This is a genomic window from bacterium, from assembly GCA_040755795.1.
In the GTDB taxonomy this organism is placed as follows: domain Bacteria; phylum UBA9089; class CG2-30-40-21; order CG2-30-40-21; family SBAY01; genus JBFLXS01.
Genome location: JBFLXS010000013.1, coordinates 1 through 17,550, shown reverse-complemented (window position 1 = coordinate 17,550; position 17,550 = coordinate 1). Strand labels below are relative to the sequence as shown.

General features: G+C 36.9%; 21 protein-coding genes. 19 read left to right on the top strand and 2 right to left on the bottom strand.

The window, feature by feature from the left end; all coding sequences use genetic code 11:
* Position 1: 1 nt before the first annotated feature.
* From AB1414_02010 to AB1414_01920, 19 genes are all read left to right on the top strand, one after another.
* Complete coding sequence (locus tag AB1414_02010; GenBank protein MEW6606215.1) at positions 2 to 823, top strand: cyclase family protein; 822 nt, start codon at positions 2 to 4, stop codon at positions 821 to 823.
* Positions 824 to 885: 62 nt separating this feature from the next.
* A complete protein-coding gene (locus tag AB1414_02005; protein ID MEW6606214.1) occupies positions 886 to 1,080 on the top strand; it encodes a hypothetical protein in 195 nt (64 codons plus the stop codon).
* 23 nt (positions 1,081 to 1,103) lie between these two features.
* Positions 1,104 to 1,562 (top strand): DUF6036 family nucleotidyltransferase, encoded by a 459-nt coding sequence (locus AB1414_02000; protein MEW6606213.1) that lies wholly within the window; start codon positions 1,104 to 1,106, stop codon positions 1,560 to 1,562.
* Positions 1,563 to 1,602: 40 nt separating this feature from the next.
* On the top strand, positions 1,603 to 1,773 hold the full coding sequence (locus AB1414_01995) for a hypothetical protein (protein MEW6606212.1): 171 nt from the start codon (positions 1,603 to 1,605) through the stop codon (positions 1,771 to 1,773).
* A 121-nt stretch (positions 1,774 to 1,894) separates the two neighbouring features.
* Complete coding sequence (locus AB1414_01990) at positions 1,895 to 2,335, top strand: SRPBCC family protein (protein MEW6606211.1); 441 nt, start codon at positions 1,895 to 1,897, stop codon at positions 2,333 to 2,335.
* A gap of 20 nt (positions 2,336 to 2,355) precedes the next feature.
* The gene (locus AB1414_01985) at positions 2,356 to 2,622 is read left to right on the top strand and encodes a hypothetical protein (protein MEW6606210.1); all 267 of its coding nucleotides are present in this window, start codon (positions 2,356 to 2,358) and stop codon (positions 2,620 to 2,622) included.
* Positions 2,612 to 3,286, top strand: coding sequence for a nucleotidyl transferase AbiEii/AbiGii toxin family protein (locus AB1414_01980; GenBank protein ID MEW6606209.1), 675 nt, complete (start codon positions 2,612 to 2,614; stop codon positions 3,284 to 3,286). The genes AB1414_01985 and AB1414_01980 overlap by 11 nt, the downstream gene beginning before the upstream one ends.
* Positions 3,287 to 3,448: 162 nt before the next feature.
* The gene (fabF, locus tag AB1414_01975) at positions 3,449 to 5,812 is read left to right on the top strand and encodes a beta-ketoacyl-ACP synthase II (GenBank protein ID MEW6606208.1); all 2,364 of its coding nucleotides are present in this window, start codon (positions 3,449 to 3,451) and stop codon (positions 5,810 to 5,812) included.
* Positions 5,809 to 5,937, top strand: coding sequence for a hypothetical protein (locus AB1414_01970; protein ID MEW6606207.1), 129 nt, complete (start codon positions 5,809 to 5,811; stop codon positions 5,935 to 5,937). Before fabF ends, AB1414_01970 begins: the two co-directional genes overlap by 4 nt.
* A gap of 324 nt (positions 5,938 to 6,261) precedes the next feature.
* A complete protein-coding gene (locus AB1414_01965; protein ID MEW6606206.1) occupies positions 6,262 to 6,837 on the top strand; it encodes an isoprenylcysteine carboxylmethyltransferase family protein in 576 nt (191 codons plus the stop codon).
* Positions 6,838 to 7,177: 340 nt separating this feature from the next.
* Positions 7,178 to 8,731, top strand: a complete 1,554-nt coding sequence (locus tag AB1414_01960; GenBank protein MEW6606205.1) for an HD domain-containing phosphohydrolase — start codon at positions 7,178 to 7,180, stop codon at positions 8,729 to 8,731.
* A 54-nt stretch (positions 8,732 to 8,785) separates the two neighbouring features.
* Positions 8,786 to 9,799, top strand: coding sequence for a hypothetical protein (locus AB1414_01955; GenBank protein ID MEW6606204.1), 1,014 nt, complete (start codon positions 8,786 to 8,788; stop codon positions 9,797 to 9,799).
* Positions 9,800 to 9,975: 176 nt separating this feature from the next.
* Positions 9,976 to 11,010, top strand: coding sequence for a hypothetical protein (locus AB1414_01950; protein MEW6606203.1), 1,035 nt, complete (start codon positions 9,976 to 9,978; stop codon positions 11,008 to 11,010).
* Between the two features lie 566 nt (positions 11,011 to 11,576).
* Positions 11,577 to 11,888 (top strand): hypothetical protein, encoded by a 312-nt coding sequence (locus tag AB1414_01945; protein ID MEW6606202.1) that lies wholly within the window; start codon positions 11,577 to 11,579, stop codon positions 11,886 to 11,888.
* Positions 11,889 to 11,984: 96 nt separating this feature from the next.
* Complete coding sequence (locus AB1414_01940; GenBank protein MEW6606201.1) at positions 11,985 to 12,317, top strand: hypothetical protein; 333 nt, start codon at positions 11,985 to 11,987, stop codon at positions 12,315 to 12,317.
* Between the two features lie 75 nt (positions 12,318 to 12,392).
* Entirely contained in the window at positions 12,393 to 12,650 is a 258-nt protein-coding gene (locus tag AB1414_01935; protein ID MEW6606200.1) for a hypothetical protein, read from the top strand.
* A gap of 43 nt (positions 12,651 to 12,693) precedes the next feature.
* On the top strand, positions 12,694 to 12,879 hold the full coding sequence (locus tag AB1414_01930) for a hypothetical protein (protein MEW6606199.1): 186 nt from the start codon (positions 12,694 to 12,696) through the stop codon (positions 12,877 to 12,879).
* 291 nt (positions 12,880 to 13,170) lie between these two features.
* Positions 13,171 to 13,416 (top strand): hypothetical protein, encoded by a 246-nt coding sequence (locus tag AB1414_01925; protein ID MEW6606198.1) that lies wholly within the window; start codon positions 13,171 to 13,173, stop codon positions 13,414 to 13,416.
* Between the two features lie 288 nt (positions 13,417 to 13,704).
* Positions 13,705 to 13,845: a hypothetical protein gene (locus AB1414_01920; protein ID MEW6606197.1), complete on the top strand. Its 141-nt coding sequence runs from the start codon at positions 13,705 to 13,707 to the stop codon at positions 13,843 to 13,845.
* Positions 13,846 to 13,981: 136 nt separating this feature from the next.
* Here the strand turns inward: AB1414_01920 and AB1414_01915 are convergent, their stop codons facing one another.
* On the bottom strand, positions 13,982 to 16,993 hold the full coding sequence (locus AB1414_01915) for a UvrD-helicase domain-containing protein (GenBank protein ID MEW6606196.1): 3,012 nt from the start codon (positions 16,991 to 16,993) through the stop codon (positions 13,982 to 13,984).
* 368 nt (positions 16,994 to 17,361) lie between these two features.
* The coding region (locus AB1414_01910) for a hypothetical protein (GenBank protein MEW6606195.1) at positions 17,362 to 17,550 on the bottom strand (189 nt) is incomplete at its 5' end.

Sequence of the window (17,550 nt, the reverse complement as noted above, 5' to 3'; positions counted from 1 at the left end):
AATGCAGATAATAGATTTAAGTTTGGCGTTAAAAGGTTATGGTCCAGAGCCTGACCCACCTAAAATTAAGTATATGAGTCATAAGACAGGGGCATTTTTACTTGGATTAGGGGCTTTGCTGTGTAAAGGTAACTCATTCATAGGACATCTAAAAAACTTTATCCTCTATTTAATGGGCAGCTATAGAATTACCTCAAAAGATTTTCCTGACCAGATGGGGATAGCCTTAGAAGAAATTAAAACCGATACCCATGCCGGAACTCATCTTGATGCCCCCTGGCATTTCGGTCCTACTGTTGAAAACAAACCGGCTAAAACTATTGGTGAAGTTCCACTCCAATGGTGCTACTCAGATGGCGTCGTGCTTGATTTAAGACATAAAAAGGCGGGTGAGTTTATCACCGTCGAGGATATAAAATTTGCCTTGCAAAAGATTAATTACCAGATTAAACCTGATGACATCGTCCTGATTATGACCGGCTGGGATAAATTTCAAGATAGTAAAGAATATCTAAATCATCCTGGAATGTCTGAAGAAGCAACTTTATGGCTAATTGATCAAGGAGTAAAGATAATGGGGATTGATGCCTTTGGTTTTGACCGCGGTTGGCAGGCGATGTTTGATGATTATATTAAAACAAAGGATGCTAAATATCTCTGGCCCGCCCATTTTGTCGGCAGAAAAAAGGAATACTGCCACATTGAAAAAATGGCTAATCTGGATAAAATACCAAAACCGTATGGGTTTAAAGTTATTTGTTTTCCAGTAAATATAGAAAAGGCAGGAGCTGGTTGGACAAGAGCCGTGGCGATTATTGAATAAGGATTTATCTTCAACATATTAGAAATTATAAAAATTGCAGAAACTGTAAACAGAGGTATTTTATGGAAAGAATTGTTTATAAAACCAATAATTTTAAAGCGGCTGAGGAATGGAATATTTTGCAGCAGACCCAATTGACCCCAAAGCAACGGCAAGAAATTGCATTAGAACTAAGGAAAAGAGTTTATGGAACAAAAAGTCTTGATGTAAAGGAGGCTTATAAACTTAACAAGAAAATCAGAGAGAAAAATATATGAAAGTATCTTATTTTTCCAATGATATGCAAGAATTTTTAATGCTTCTTCATAAGTATTGTGTGAAGTATTTAATTATTGGTGGTGAGGCTGTAATTTATTATGGTTATCCTCGATTAACAGGAGATATGGATATATTTTATGAAAATTCAGCAGAAAATATTGGAAATTTATTTAAGATGCTGGATGAATTTTGGGATGGGAACATTCCAGAAATTGAAAACATAGAAGAATTAGCAAAACCAGGTTTGATAGTTCAATTTGGAGTGCCTCCTAACAGAATTGATTTGTTAAATAAAATTACTAATATTGAATTTTCTAAAGCCTGGGGAAATAGAAAAGTTGAAACGATAAAATTCAACAAAAACATGATCCCTATTTATTATATTGGATTAGATGAGCTGATAAAGAATAAAAAAGCAGTCAATAGACCTAAAGATATGGAAGATTTAAAATACCTTGAAAGAAGAAAAGGGAACCGTTAGTTCACAAATGAAGATGAAAATAGTAGATAGGAGATAGAAGGTGGAAGGTAAGGAGATAGGCGTGAGGAGTGATGTTTTCTTTACTCTCTACTTCCTATTTTCAGGAGAAACCGTCATGCCCCTGCGGCTCACAAACGAAGATGAAAATTTTTGGAGTGCGGTGGCTTGCCACCGCTTTGGAGGTAAGCCAAAAGTGGCTTTGGCAAAGTAAAGCAAGCCAAAGCGAAAGCAAGCTTTCGCACTCCAAATACTATTTTCAGGAGAAAAAGTATCTATATCTATTCAGGATAAACGACACATCGTTATTGCAGTTCAATAGGAGTGAGATTTTTGTGATTCAGACAAAAAATACCATCATCATCAATAAAGATATTGATAAAGTTTTTGAAATAGCTACGGATTTTGAACGCTACCCAGAATTTATCCCCACCTACAAAAAGGTAAAGATTATTGAGAAAAATGCCGATAATATAATAATAGAGCGCTCGGGTATGGCTGGCGGTAAAGAAATCACCTGGCGGTCTTTAGTTAAATTAGAGAAAAATAAATCTATCACCGCTGAACAACTTGCAGGTCCTATTCCCGGAATGAAGATAGAATGGTTATTTGAAGAAGTAGGTAACACCACTAAAATTACCTTAATCCATAATTTTGAGTATAAAAAAATACCTCTAATCGGACCTATCATTGGTAAATTCATCGTGGCTAAAATTGTTTATAAGATGGCGGATGACACACTGAAGGCAATTAAAAATAGGGTTGAAGCCAGATAACCATTCAAGGATGGAAAAAAATGGTGAGTGTTTTTACAACCATAAATGCACCGATGAAATATTCTCTTAGAGAATCAACTCTGGTTGAACTACTGAAAAAGTGTGAATTCCCGACTAAATATGACCAGCACATCTACAGTTTTTTTACCGAAGTATCTCCTTCGGTAGTCTGTAAATTCTGTCACCAGAATGGAATTTCTATGGAAATACTTAAGTCTTATTATTTTAAATACATCCAACCCCTATATACTAATAGGAATCTTGAGGAAATATTTAATGTTGATTGAAGAACCAAAAGACTGGAAGGAAATATTAAAACTTGCAGAGTTTTTTCTTCAATCTGCAAACATTTCTGAGTGGACATTGGGCGGCGGAACGGCTTTAATGCTTCATTACAAACATAGGTTAAGCAGAGATATTGATATCTTTTTTAACAACGCCCAGTTTATTACCCTTTTGACACCAAGACTTAACGATAAAGTGGAAAAATATGTCTCTGATTATGATGAACAGTCTAATTACCTTAAGTTAAAGTTCAAAGAGAGTGAAATAGATTTTATAGTCGCTCCCAATCTAACAGGTATTAAGCCTTTAGCAATGGATATTGATGGAATTGCAGTAAGAATAGATGTTCCTGTTGAGATTGTGCTTAAAAAGATGTTTTACAGACCGGAAAATCTTAAAGTAAGAGATATATTTGACCTGGCAACCGTCCTTAAATACGACAAAGAATCTATGTTTAAGTGTAGCGATATTATTAAGGGTAAATTTGACTTGATTCAGGATAGGGTTGAGGCAATAACTAAAACCTATATAGATGGGGTTTGTAAACTTGATATTCTTGACCTGAGTCTAAGGGCTAATGCTCCGGATGTAGTAAAATCATTTCTAACTGAGATTAGAAAACTCTTGGATAAAAACTCCGAAATGGGGAATCCAAAGTTAATATAAGAGAAACGCTCATGAACAGTTGGTTCACAAATGAGAATGAAAATAGTGGTAGGAGATAGAAGGTGGGAGGTAAGGAGATAGGCGTGAGGAGTGATATTTTCTTTACTCTCTACTCTCTACTCTCTACTTTCTACTTTCTACTTTCATGAGAGGTATATGTAAATGGAACAACAAGATTTACAAACCAATTTATGGAAATTATTAAACCTCTTTAATCAATGGGAAGAGGTGCAAGATATTTGTGAGAAAACCATTGGCTCGGGAATTCAGATTATCGGTGTAGATGGTAAAAATACCCTCGAAAGACAATATACTTCCCCTTTTTGCCAGGTTATCTTAGATTCAAAATCCGGCTATCAGAAATGTATCTTTTCTTACCTTGAAGGCTGTTTCTGGGAAGGGGCATTAAGAGAAGGATGGACTATCTTTAAATGTCATACTGGCTTAACTAATTTTGCCCTGCCAATTATCATCAATCAAAAACCTGTTGCCGCAATTGTTGGTGGCGGAATCCTGTCTGATGATATAGATGAAGCCAAATATATCAATTACCTCAAGGAGTTAAACATCAATCCACAAAAGGCAATCGATGCCCTTAAAAAGATTAAAAAAATTTCACAAACTGAATTTAATACCTTTGGTAGAATGATACGGGTATTAATTGAACCATTAAAAGAATCCGTTATTGAACATTACTCCCTTACTGAAAAAGCAGAAAGTATAACCAATTTGCTGAAAGGAAAGGAAAAGTTAATCCATGTGGATGAATTAACTGGCTTACATAACCGCATCTATCTGGAGGAAAGATTAGATGAGGAAATAAGTCTGGCAACCCGGAAGAATAGACCTCTATCCTTGATTATATTTAATATTGATAACTTTAGAAGACTCAATAACCTATATGGCTACGCCGCAGGTGATTCTATTCTAAAGGAGACAGCAGAGATTTTGTTAAGTTATACTCGAAAAGAAGATGTGTTAATCAGGGCTGAGGAGGATGAGTTTATCCTTATTTTAACTGAGACGAAAGAAGATAATGCTAAGATATTAGCCCAACGGATTCAGACAGAAATTAATAATCACCACTTTTGCCAAAAAGAGGGATTAAATATTGTTTTGACGATTAGTTGTGGAATTGCGAGTTTTGGGGATAAAATTTCTAGCTCAAAGGAATTAATAGATAAGGTAAAACAGGCACTTTATACGGCAAAAAGTAGGGGTGGCGAGAAAATCATTCCTTTTTCCATAGTCGAGAAGGAGGCAATAAGAATTCCACGCAGATGTGTTATTACGGGTATTGGAGTAATTACACCAATTGGTTTTGGAAAGGAAGATTTCTGGAGTGCCCTTTGTCAAGGAACTCCAGGGGTAAGTCGTATAACCTTATTTGATGCCTCATCAATACCGGTAAGGATAGCAGCTGAGATAAAGGATTTTGACCCTGCAAAATATATGGATAAAAAGAGTTTAAAGCGAACTGACCGTGAAACACAATTTGCTGTTAGTGCGGCTAAACTTGCCCTCAAAGATGCCCAAATAGATTTAATTAAAGAAGATAAAGAGCGAATTGATGTCATTATCGGTGCAGGTGTGGGTGGATTAGCCTTTGCTGAAGAACAGATAATAAGTTTCATTCAAGAAGGACCGGCGAAGATAAGTCCATTTTTATCTATAATTGCCTTCTCCGGGGCACTTTCTTCTATGGTTTCGTTAGAACTCGGATTAAAAGGTGCAAGTCTAACTATTTCCAGCGGTTGTCCAGCAGGCACAGATGCCATTGGCTATGGATTTAATGCTATTCGTAATGGAGAAGTGGATGTTGTGGTGGCTGGTGGTGCAGAGGCACCTATACGACCGGTGGTCATAACCTCATTTTATGCCATGAATGCCTTATCACTTAGAAATGATGAGCCACAAAAAGCATCAAGACCTTTTGATGCCAATCGGGATGGATTTGTCATAGGCGAAGGAGCAGGCGTGGTTATTTTAGAAGAGATTGAACATGCCAAAGCTCGCGGGGCACATATCTATGCCGAAATTGTTAGTTTTGCCACAACAAATGATGCCTATCATATGTGTGCCCCGGCACCTGATGGTAAAGAGGCGGCTCGTGCTTTTAAATTAGCCCTACAATCAGCCAATATATCCCCGCAAGAGGTAGATTATATCAATCCCCATGGTAGCTCTACGCCACTGGGTGACCGCACGGAAACATTAGTCATCAAACAGGCTTTTGGTGATTATGCCTATCATATTCCCGTCAGTTCAACGAAATCTATGCTTGGGCACTCTATTGGTGCTACCGGTGCGGTAGAATTAATCGTCTGTGCCTTAGCTATTGATAAAAGTTTTATTCCACCAACAATCAACTATGAAACCCCTGACCTAACTTGTGACCTGGATTATGTGCCAAATAAAGGACGAGAAAAGGTAGTTAATGTCGCTTTTTCAAACTCATTTGGATTTGGTGGAAAAAACTCAGCCATAGTCATTAAAAAGGTAGGTAACTATTCAGCCACTGATTGACACGGATTAACACGGATGAAATAGAAGGGCAAGGGGCAAGGGATAAGAAGAGATACAGGTTAGAGGTTGATGTCCCCCGCTGGCGAGGGATTAAGAGGGTGGATGTCCCCCTCTGGAGGGGGTAAGGGGGAGGAATCTTCCTTCAAGAAAGAAGCAACAACCCCCCTAACCCCCTTTATTAAGGGGGAATAGTTTGTTATCGAGAAACTATTTTTATTTTCTGTGTTTCATCTGTGTTCATCTGTGGCTGAATAGTTACAAAGGTAGTATGAAATAAGGTAACTGTTCAGGGGTTAGTTTCAGCCGTCAGTATTTAGATGCAGGATGCAGGATACAGGATAGTTGATAGTCTATAGTTGATAGTTTATGTTCTACTAACCATCAACTATCAACCATCAACTATCAACTTGCATCTTGTATCTTGCATCTTGCATACAGTGAGGAACAAAATGTCAATACAATTTTATAAAATGGAATGGACAATATTTTATCTTTTATTTATTACCTGTGCTTTTATTTATGAATTTCTTGCTGAAGCCTCTATTAAAAAGAAACAAAGAGCACCAGGCAGAATAATGGCTAAATGGTCGTATAGCCTGATGGCAGGTTCTTATATCCTGATTCTTTTTGGTGCTCCAATTGAGTATTTTATGGTAAAAAAGAATCCTAACCTTATAATTACAGCGATTGGATTAATTATGTATATCTCAGGGCTTTTACTTAGACGGTGGGCTGTCAAGACCCTCAATGAATTCTGGAGTTTGCATATCGAAATAAAACAAAACCATAAATTGATTAAAGATGGACCGTATAAATATGTTCGACATCCAAATTATTTAGCCAGTCTTTTTAAAGGGTTTGGATTTGCACTTATTCCTAACTCATATTATATGGTGGTCTATATCATAGCTGTTTTTGTCCCCATACGATTAATTCGAATATGGATTGAAGAAAAAGAATTGATTAAAGAGTTTGGACAGGAATATCTTGATTATAAAAAAGAAGTTCCCCTATTTATTCCGTAGATGAACAAGGCAATATTTATGTCGCAGATAGAAATATTGCCCCACAATATAAAAAAATTTGACAAAGTGGGTAGTTTTATGGTATAATATAAGAAAACAGGTTGAATAAACTAATATGTATTGCCTGTGACAATAAGGGCAATATCTATGTATACTTTAGAGAGGCATATTTTGTGATTTCCTGTTACTATCAACTCAGGTTATCGGTTATCAGGTTATCGGTAAAGAGCAAGCAGTAGCCTGCTATCTCAAATTACCGATTACTGATTACCGATTACCGATTACTTTAAATAATCACAATTTATACCCCACTGGAGTATAGAATAAAAAGGGGCAAGAAATGGAAAATGAATTTGTAAAGTGTATGAAGCAATTGTCTGTTTTGGCTAATCAAATTGAGAATGGTAATGCGGAAAATTTATATAGATACGAAGATATACGAGATATAGCGAAAAAAATAGCCCAGATGGTAGATGCCAGAGATGCGTATAATCAAGGGCATTCTGAGAGAAAAGCATACTATGCCGCCTCAATTGCTCAAGAACTGGGATTTAAAAATATAGAAATCGAAATCATAAAAATATCTACTTTACTCCATGATATTGGAAAAATTGCTATTGGTGAAAAGGTATTGCAAAAACCAGGCAAGTTAGATAATATAGAATTTAACAACATTAAAAAACACCCGCTTATTAGCGAACGAATTCTCACGCCAGTAGGACTTCCAGGACAACTCCTATCAGCCATTCGCTATCATCATGAATCACCTGATGGAAAAGGCTATCCAGATGGTCTTTGTCAAGATGAGATTCCGATGGAGGCAAGTATTATTAAGGTTGTAGATGCTTTTAGCGCTATGATTTCAAATAGACCTTATAGACAGGCATTATCTTTTCAAGAGGCGATAAATCAATTGAAACAATCTGCGGGCGCAGAATTTGATGCTAATATAGTCGAGGTGTTTCAACAAATCATAGAATTAGAAGAAACAAGAAGAAATAAAACAAAAACTCCCGATAAAAAAATATTAATAGGAGATGGAGAACCGTTAAATGCCAATTTGCTTGTCTATGGTTTAGAAAAAGATGGATTTGAGACAATTTGTGCCCATAGCGGAGAGGATGTCCTGGGAAAAGTATATCATACTTATCCAAACCTTATACTTTTAAATGCTTGTTTACCAGATATATTAATTATTATCCGAAGGCTTAAAAATGACCCACGCTCTGGACACCTCCCCATCATTACCTTTGGGGCAAAAACGACAGAGCAAGAAATTAAGATTTTAGAAAGTGGAGCAAATGGACATATAACTGATATATTTGAGTCTAAAAAAGTATCTTCACAACTCAATGCCTACCTGCGAAGGACAGACTATGAAAAATCACTTGACCCATTAACCGGCTTGCCTGGCAATTTCTTTATTAAAGAAGAGATTAAGAAAAGAATAAATCAACCTGAAAAATTTGCCATATTATATCTTGATATAGATAATTTAAAGGCAGTTAATAAAACCTATGGTTTTTTTCAAGGAGATGAAGTAATTAAATTAACGGCTAAAATCATCACTGAAACTATTAAAAATATTGGTAATCCAACTGATTTCATTGGACATTGTAGCGGAGACGAATTTACCGTTATTACCTCTGTATCTAACTGGGAGAAAATCGCTCATCAGATAATTTCTACCTTTGATGATGAAATTAAATCTGCATATCCACCTGAATCTTTTTCCACCCATCCTATCTTGACTATCTCTATTGGAATAGTTACCAATGAAAAGATAGAGATAAATAATTATTTTCAAGCCCACGCCTTAGCCTTAAAGGCAATAGAAGAGGCTAAATCCTTACCAGGCAGTTCCTACTATTTTGTCAAATCTGAGGAGATGTAACCTTAACATATTTTCCCCTTGACTTTCGTCTGATTTTGTAGTATTCTATCTAATATGAAGATTATATTTATATCCTGGGCTCCGTATTGTAGTCGGAGTGATAATATTGCTAAAAAATTAGGTGGTAAATCATATCTTGTATATTATGGAATGTTTGGGAGTAATTACTGGACAATATTTTTTAAATATTTATTTCAATTTATAAAAACCTATAAAATATTTTTAAAAGAGCGGCCAGATATTATTCTAACAATGAGTCCACCTATATTTGCCGCATTACCAGCGTATTTCTGGACAAGATTTAACCCAGCAGGTTTTATTATTGATGCCCATACCGGGGCGATAATTGATAAAAGGTTTGGAAGAAGGGCATTATTTTTACACAAGTTCCTTTCTAAATATGCCATAACCACGATTGTGACCAATGAGTATTTAAAATCTATAATAAACTCATGGAATTGTCACGCCACAATTATAAGTGATGTTCCAGTAGAATTTAAAAACACTGCCCCACTTAAATTAAAACCAGGATTTAGTATTACATTAATCAACAGTTTTGCCATTGATGAGCCAATTGAGACATTTTTAGCCGCGGCAGAAAGGTTATCTGAGATAAATTTTTATGTTACAGGTGATTTAAACGATGCCAGAAAAAATAAAAAAACGATTACTCCTGCCCCTTCAAATGTAACATTTACTGATTTTTTACCCAATGATGAATATACGGGTTTGCTTAAAGCATCAGATGCGGTTATGGTTATTACGCTTGATGACTATACCATGCAGAGAGGCGGCTATGAAGCAGTCTCTCTACAAAAACCATTAATTATCTCAAATTGGGAGATACTCAGAAAAACCTTTTATAAAGGGGCAGTATTTATTGATAATACGAGTGAGGGCATTGAGAAAGGAATATTAGAAATGAAAGAAAATATTGAAAAATACAAGGAAGATGTAATTGAATTAAAAAAAGATAGAGCAGAAATTTGGAATAATACTCAGCAAAGGCTTGAATTACTTATGTCAAAATATTTGGAAAAACGCTCATGCCGACAAGTCGGCACATAGGACGATGAAAATTAATGGGACACAGATGAACACAGATAACACAGATAAATTAAAGAATTAGATTTTTACCTTTGTGTCTTTGAGGGAGATATTTTTAAAAAAAATCTGTGTTCATCCGTTTAATCTGTGTTCATCTGTGTTCTATTTATGCGGCTATTTTCAGGGGAAAAGGAAAAATGGGGATATTAATTAAAGAGGCGGATTTAGACAAAGATAAAGATATTTTAATCCAGACATTGAACGAAAATAGAAGAATCCCTTTAGACGAAGAGAGATATGTTTGGTTATATAAAAAAAATCCTTACGGAAATGCAAAGGTATGGTTGGTTATTGATGAAGACTCAGGAGAGGTCGCTGGTTTCACCTGTGCCTTACCAAGAGCCGTCAAGGTAGAAAATCAAGAGGTGATTTGCTGGAATTGCGGAGACTTCTCGATAAATAAAAAATATAGAACTCTTGGCGTGGCGATTAAATTAAGAAAAGCGGCAAAAGAATGTGTGGATAAAGGAATCGTCCCGTTTTTATATGCCCATCCCAATGATAAAATGCTGGTAGTTCACCTTAAAGTAGGTCATACTGTTATTGGCAAAATGTTTCGTTATGCAAAATTATTAAAACTCGATTCTAAGATTGAGGATAAGTGGGGTAAAAAATTTCGTTGGGTAAGTAAAATTATCAATCCAATGATGAAATGGACAGGTACGGAAATATTTAGAAAAAGGATATACGAATTTACTATCACCAGGGATAGGTTTGGAGATGAATTTAACGCCTTTTTTGATGAAGTAAAAGGAAATTATCCCGTAATTGGCGTTCGAAGTGCAAAGTATCTAAATTGGAGATTCATTGAACATCCATTGTATAATGTCGAAACTATTATATTGAAAAAAAATACCTCCATCGTCGGCTATCTTATCTTTATAACCGAAGCCGGTATTGTGCATATCAAAGATTTCCTTTACCTTACTGAGGAAGCAGGAATGGAACTTTTAAGTAATTTAATCATAGAATTAAGAAAAAGAGAGGTCTATTCTATTTCTGCCGGGCTACTTAACACAAATCCATTCATTAATATACTGAAGAGGTTTGGTTTTTCATTACGGCCAGATTCATCTTCAGTCATTGTGCATCCAAATTCTTCCTTTGAATTTGCTGATTTACTTCTGGATGGCAGTAAATGGTTTATGACAGTTGGGGATAGAGATGTATGAAAGATAAGTAACTATTTACCCAAATGAAGTGCAAGGTAATCAGGTAATCGGTAGCAACCAATTGATCTTTTCCCTTTACCGATAACCTGATGACCGATAACTGATTACCTGAATTTCACTTCAGATGGCTAAAATGTTACTTTTTTTTGTATTTGTGTTCATTCGTGGTTATATATTCCCTCTGTGTTCTCTGTGACTCTGTAGCTATATCCCTGAACGGTTACATAAATTTAAAAAATATTAAAAAATACTTGACATATTGTCGGGTATAATGTATAATAATAGACATTTAGGGTTGGGTGTGAAGACTTTTTCAACACCCTCTTTTTACGGTTAAAATATAAAGTATACCTTGTGCCTGCCCAATCTTGCAAAGAAAGGTGGTGAAAAAACATCCTCCAAAATTTATTGCTGGGCAATCGTATAAGGGAAAAAAAGTGTAAGCAAAGGGGATAAGGAGATAGAGGAGAGGAGGAGATATTTTTTAAAATCAATCTCCATATCTCCAATATCACCACATCTCCATTTTTACACAGACAAAAACTAAAAAGGAGGAAGTAAAAAAAATGAAAAAGACAATAATTTCAGTGATATTGTTAGTTGGGCTAATTATCAGCCCTACATCTGCCTTTGCAGCACAAATTTACAGTGCAGATGCTGTTCTTACTCCATCTGCTGGTAACCTTATGGGTGGTTTAGGGTGTTTTGTAGGTGGTGAGGTTCCGGGTCAATATGATTGGACAATAGGTAATTGTGTACCGGGTGGTACTCCAACAGATGATATGGTGTTTTCAACCAATGATGATGCAACTGGTTGGCAGGAACGGATGCGGATTACCAAGGAAGGCAATGTCGGCATCGGGACAACCGGGCCATGAGCGTCGCTTGATGTGAGAAGCGGTAGTATTCACACAGCGGGGCATTTAAATTTCACCGATTCGGCTGGCACACTTTATACTGATAACTGGATTGGGATGGCGAATAATATAGATGGAGACTCAAAATGGCTACATATAGGTGGGATAACAGGCACAAAAACAGGCGAGGCTACTGCTTATCGAAGAATTGCTTTATACGCTGATAGAACATATTTCCCAGGCAATGTCGGCATCGGGACGACGGAACCGAATTACAAATTAGATGTAGAAGGTGATGTGCAAGCACATGCATACTACACCGGCGACATTTTCTTCCAAAAAGATGGCGAAGAGCTCTGGCGGATGTTTGAAGATGAAAAGGGGTTATATCTTGAAAACCTAAAGACTGGTAAGGTTTACAGATTTTTATTGCAAGAGGTGAAGAAGTAAGAACAGTCAGCAGGAATCTCCCGAAGGTTTGAAACCTTCGGGATGTTTGAATCTCACAGATGAAAGGAGTGAAGAATGAATGAGTTAATAATTGCATTTATTACTATCTGTGGAACAGTAGCATCTGTTTCAGGAGTTGTAGCTTACGTATTCAATGGAACCAGAACATTAATACGTGAGATGCATACCGCAACTATGGAGATGCAAAGAGAAGCTGAGCAGAGACACCGAGAAGTGACAGAATGGTTTAAAAAGAGTGACGAACGGGCAGAACAGCGGCATCAAGATGTGGTCGAATTATTAAAGAAGGGTTTTGGAATAGCAACAACATAAGATAATATCGGCATTGGCACAACGGTGCCGAATTACAAATTAGATGTCGAAGGTTATATTCAAGCACATGGATACTATACTGGTGATATTATACTTTAGAGAGGCATATTTTGTGATTTCCTGTTACTATCAACTCAGGTTATCGGTTATCGGTTATCAGGTTATCGGTAAAGAGCACGCAGTAGCCTGCTATCTCAAATTACCGATTACTGATTACCGATTACTTTAAATAATCACAATTTATACCCCACTGGAGTATACCTTCCAAAAGGATGGAAAAGCGCTGTGGAGAATGTTTGAAGATGAAGAGGGGTTGTACTTAGAAAGCCTAAAGACTGGTAAGGTTTACAGATTTGTGTTGCAAGAGGTAGTTGATAAGTAGAAGGAATTAGTAGTTATCAGCAAGACTGGTGGTAATATTAGAATTTAGGTCTCGAATTTTGGCAGCATCCCTAAATTCGCAAACTTTCTACAGGACTTTTTCCAACAGAAATTCCAGACATGAAAAGGAGAGCAAGAAATGAACGAATGGGTTATTGCACTTGTCACTATCTTTGGAACCGTAGCATCGGTATCAGGAGTGGTGGCATATGTATTCAATGGAACCAGAACATTAGTCCGAGAGATGCATGCAGCAACTATGGAAATGCAACAACAGGCAGAACAACGGCATAAAGAAGTTATGGAAACTCTGAAGCAGCAACATCAGGATCACCAGGACATAGTGGAATTGTTAAAGAGAGGTTTTGGCATAGCGGCAACATAAGGCAATGTCCGGCATCGGCACAACGGTGCCGAATTACAAATTAGATGTCGAAGGTTATGTTCAAGCACATGGATACTATTGCTCTGTCGCTACTTAATTGATGGATAAACCCGTTTCAAAAAATAGATATTGAAACAAGTTAATTTGAAATTCATAGAAATATGGTAGAACTGGAGTTTCGTGAATTTTCCATGATTCCTTTCTTCTTTAATCTTTGCGTTCTTTGCGGTCGATTTCTTTGCGTTCTTTGCGATTAAAAAAGGATAAACCACAAAGGGAAGAAAATAGGTGAAGCATTTTTTATCAACTCAACTTCAAAGGATAAGTTGCAAAAAAAATCATCAGACTTTTGAACCTAATTTTGCCATCTTTGAGCAAAATAAACAGATTGATAAGGATTCAGATAGCCTCAATGGCTCCTTAAATTAACGAAACTCCAGCCTAAATGAAGTGTAAGGTAATCGGTAATCAGGTAATCGGTAACAACCAATTGATCTTTTCCCTTTACCGATACCCTGATGACCGATAACTGATTACCTGAATTTCACTTCAGATGGCTAAAATGTTACAAAGATAATCTGGTATTCGATGACCATCTTACCAGTTCATCCACATACAATAACCATCCTTCAAGCGTTTTATCTGGATAAATCTTTGAGAGTAATCTTAAATAGGTATGGACTTGTTTCTGGTGTTCTGCTGATTGGGGTTCACCAGATTTAAACTCGATTACCACCACTTTATCTTGCCAGACCAGAAGCCTATCTACTCGATACTGTTGACCACTTTCATCGACAATCTCCTTTTCGCAATAGACACTAATATCCTCTGCAAGCATAAACCATTTTCGCATCTCTTTTCTTTTAAAGAAATTCCTCAAGATAGGAATTATCTCCTGTTTATCTTGACTTAAAGTGCCAAACCTGTCCTCAATTTCTTCCTTCCATTGTTCCGATAGCCTTTCTATCCCGGCGAGAAATTCGTGAATAAATATTCCTCTCTCTTTAGCCTTTTTACGGTCAGTATCCCGCAATTCATCGATATTTATCTTTGGACGATAAAGTTTATCTTGCCATTCATTGACCTGGGGAGGATAGATATGACTTTTTCTCTGCTCTAAAGTTTTTGGAGTTTGAATAACAGGTGAGCCAATCTCAAGGCGGGGTTCAAGAATTGGCACAGGTAACTTTTTATAATCTTTGAATTTCGGGATAAAGATATAAAGTTCATCAATGGCACGGGTCAATGCCACATAAAATATATTTAGCCCTTCTATCAATTGGGCGGTGAATCTTCTCTCGTAAAGTTCCCTTAGTTTTGCAGATGCATTTCGCTCTTTTTCAACAATACGATAAGGTATAATTCCCTCGCCATCCTTTTCATAAATCTCATTAATTGTTGATTTTTCCAGATATGCAAATGGATAAATGACTACGGGAAATCCAAGCCCTTTTGCCTTATGAATGGTCATTACCCGAATGGCGTTGGCATAGCCGGGTAAAACCACATGGAAGTCCTTTTTCTCCTCTTCATCTTTGTTCCAGCGGGCAAGAAACGACTTAAGGCTATTTTCCCCTTCTACCTCAGTGTTTTTCAACACCTCAAGCAATTGAAAAAAGAATCCTTCTTCATTTGGAAATTCCTGAAACACATTATACCCTTTCAAGATTTTGCTGACTAAATCATAAGGTGGCAGAAAGCCAACCATCTGAAAATAGTTTTCTAAATGCGACTCCCATACCTGCGGGAATTCATCGCGGAAAAGGGTGTAAAGTGCCTTTCTTTTTATTCGATTTTTAAGAAGAAACGAATAAATCGTGAGATAAGTAAGCCCAGTTGCCTTGAGGAAAATATCTCCTTGCAAAAAGCCTGCAAATGAAAGATTGTCAATGGGTGAGTTCAGGAATTTTAAGAAACAGACTATTTCCTGAATCAAGTGGTGTGAAGAAATATCAAGGGTCATTTCTGAAGCCACGGCAATCCCTGCACCAGTTAAAACCCTGGTAACCCACGATGCCTCATCATTCGTTCTAACAAGAATGGTAACCTCCCCTGGAGAAAATCTATGGATTATTTTGTTCGCAATGACATCAATAAGATACTGTTCAATTTTTGGATATAATTCATCTTTATCCAGTGGTTCATCTATCGACTCTATTCGGACATATCCACCTCTAAATTTCTCTTTTGATTTCTGTTGGCTATGGAGATAAGTCTCAAAGGAAAGGGAGAGATTTTCCTTTTCTGCCCAATGGCTCAGATTCTCCATGCAAAAGGTGTTATTGACAAATTCAACAATATTTTCCCGACTTCGATAGTTTATCTCCGGAAATTCTTCTTTAATTTTCTCTTTCTCTACGCTTGGAAAATTCGCTTTTGCCTCATCGAAAAGGGCACTTTCTCCCCCTCTGAAGCCAAAGATAGCCTGTTTTTTATCACCAACATAGAAAAGCGAACCTGTCTTTGAAAGTGCCTCTTCAATAAGCGGGAATAAGGTTTGCCACTGGCTTCGACTCGTATCCTGAAATTCATCTATAAAGAAGTGTGCAATACGGTCACCGAGATGAAAATAAACTTCTGGAACAGCCCCTTCGTTTTCAAGGAATGTGTTCAACAGGATGTTCAGGTCTTCGATGAAGATGATTTGCATGTGTTTTTTAAAGGAATCAACACCTTCATCAAAATGGTTAATAATATCAATGAATGGGGCAAAACGGCAATGAGCGGTCATTTCGGCAAGTGAAGAGATGCCCTGCCGAATCTCCTGCCATACCTTCTGGTGGGAAGGGGTAATAATCGAACCTTTGTTACAAAATCCTTTCTCATTCACATCATCCTTTAGAAACATTTTACTTTCCCATGGTTGATAGTGAGCATCATTTCTGAAATTGTCAACGGCTTTCTTAAAGTTTGCACTAAACATTACTTTTTCCTTGCCCATTTCACAAAATCCTTCCACATCTTTGATAAGATTCGTTCGTAGTTTTTTTATATCTTCGCTTGTGCAAACTCGTTTTACTTTGACTCCTTTTAGAACCTCCAGTTTTCTTAGACTACTGATATTTGTAAGGATTTCGTTCTTTATATTCCAGGTAATCCTTGAATTGATATGCAGAAGTTCATCGACAAGATTAAGGAAGATAGCCTCGAGGGGGGAATTATGATATACCTGAGAGAGAAGTTCATCAAGGGCAAAGTTGAATGCCGGGGATGAGCTCATTTTTATTTCAAAATGTGGTGGAATCCCCAATTCAAAGGCAGAGGCAGTAGTTACTGATGTCAGGAAAGAGTCAATGGTTTGCACCTTAAAATCTGAATAATTATCAAGTAGTTCATTCAGTTTTTTTTCAGCTAATTCTTTGTTTTTAGAATCACAAAGAGCCCTTTTCTTAAGGTCAAAAATGATTCTTTCTTTCATCTCACCAGCGGCTTTGTTGGTAAAGGTAATAGCCAGGATGTTGCGGGCAGAGGTTTTTATCTCTGGCGAAATGAGAAACTTTATATAGCGTTCAGACAGGGTCATAGTTTTCCCCGCACCTGCTGAAGCAGATATAACCAGAATATGTGGAAATTCCATATATTTAAAGTATAGCCCTATTGTGGTGTTGAGTAAGTTTTGCACGGCGTATCATCAGATTTCATAACCTGCAAACGGATAATTCTGGTTAAATAGTTTCGTCCTGAGATCAGCCGAACGGTATTTAATTACCGGTAACCGTTCAGGTGGTAATTTACCGCAGAGACGCAAGAGTTTACAGAGAAGATATGGAAATAAATCAGATAACAGAAAAGATTATTGGTGTAGCCATTGAAATACATAGGACCTGCTTGCCGAATGTTCAGCCGGCAAACCAGATTTGTTAATCCATCCCTGATTTTCATCAGGGCAAGTTTAATGTTGTTGGACTCAAGAGATTGCACTGATGAAAATCAGGGATGTTAAGCCTATCGTCCATAAATTTTAATTTTCTTCTCTGCGTCTCTGTGTCTCTGCGGTGAACAGTTACCAATTCCTGAGCATAAATTCAAAATAATTTGATGTATTTCTTCAACACTTTTTTGTCGGTTGATTATTTTCACCCTTGCCGATTCTTGTTTGCTGATTTCAAGGTAACCCTGTCGGACTCGTTGATG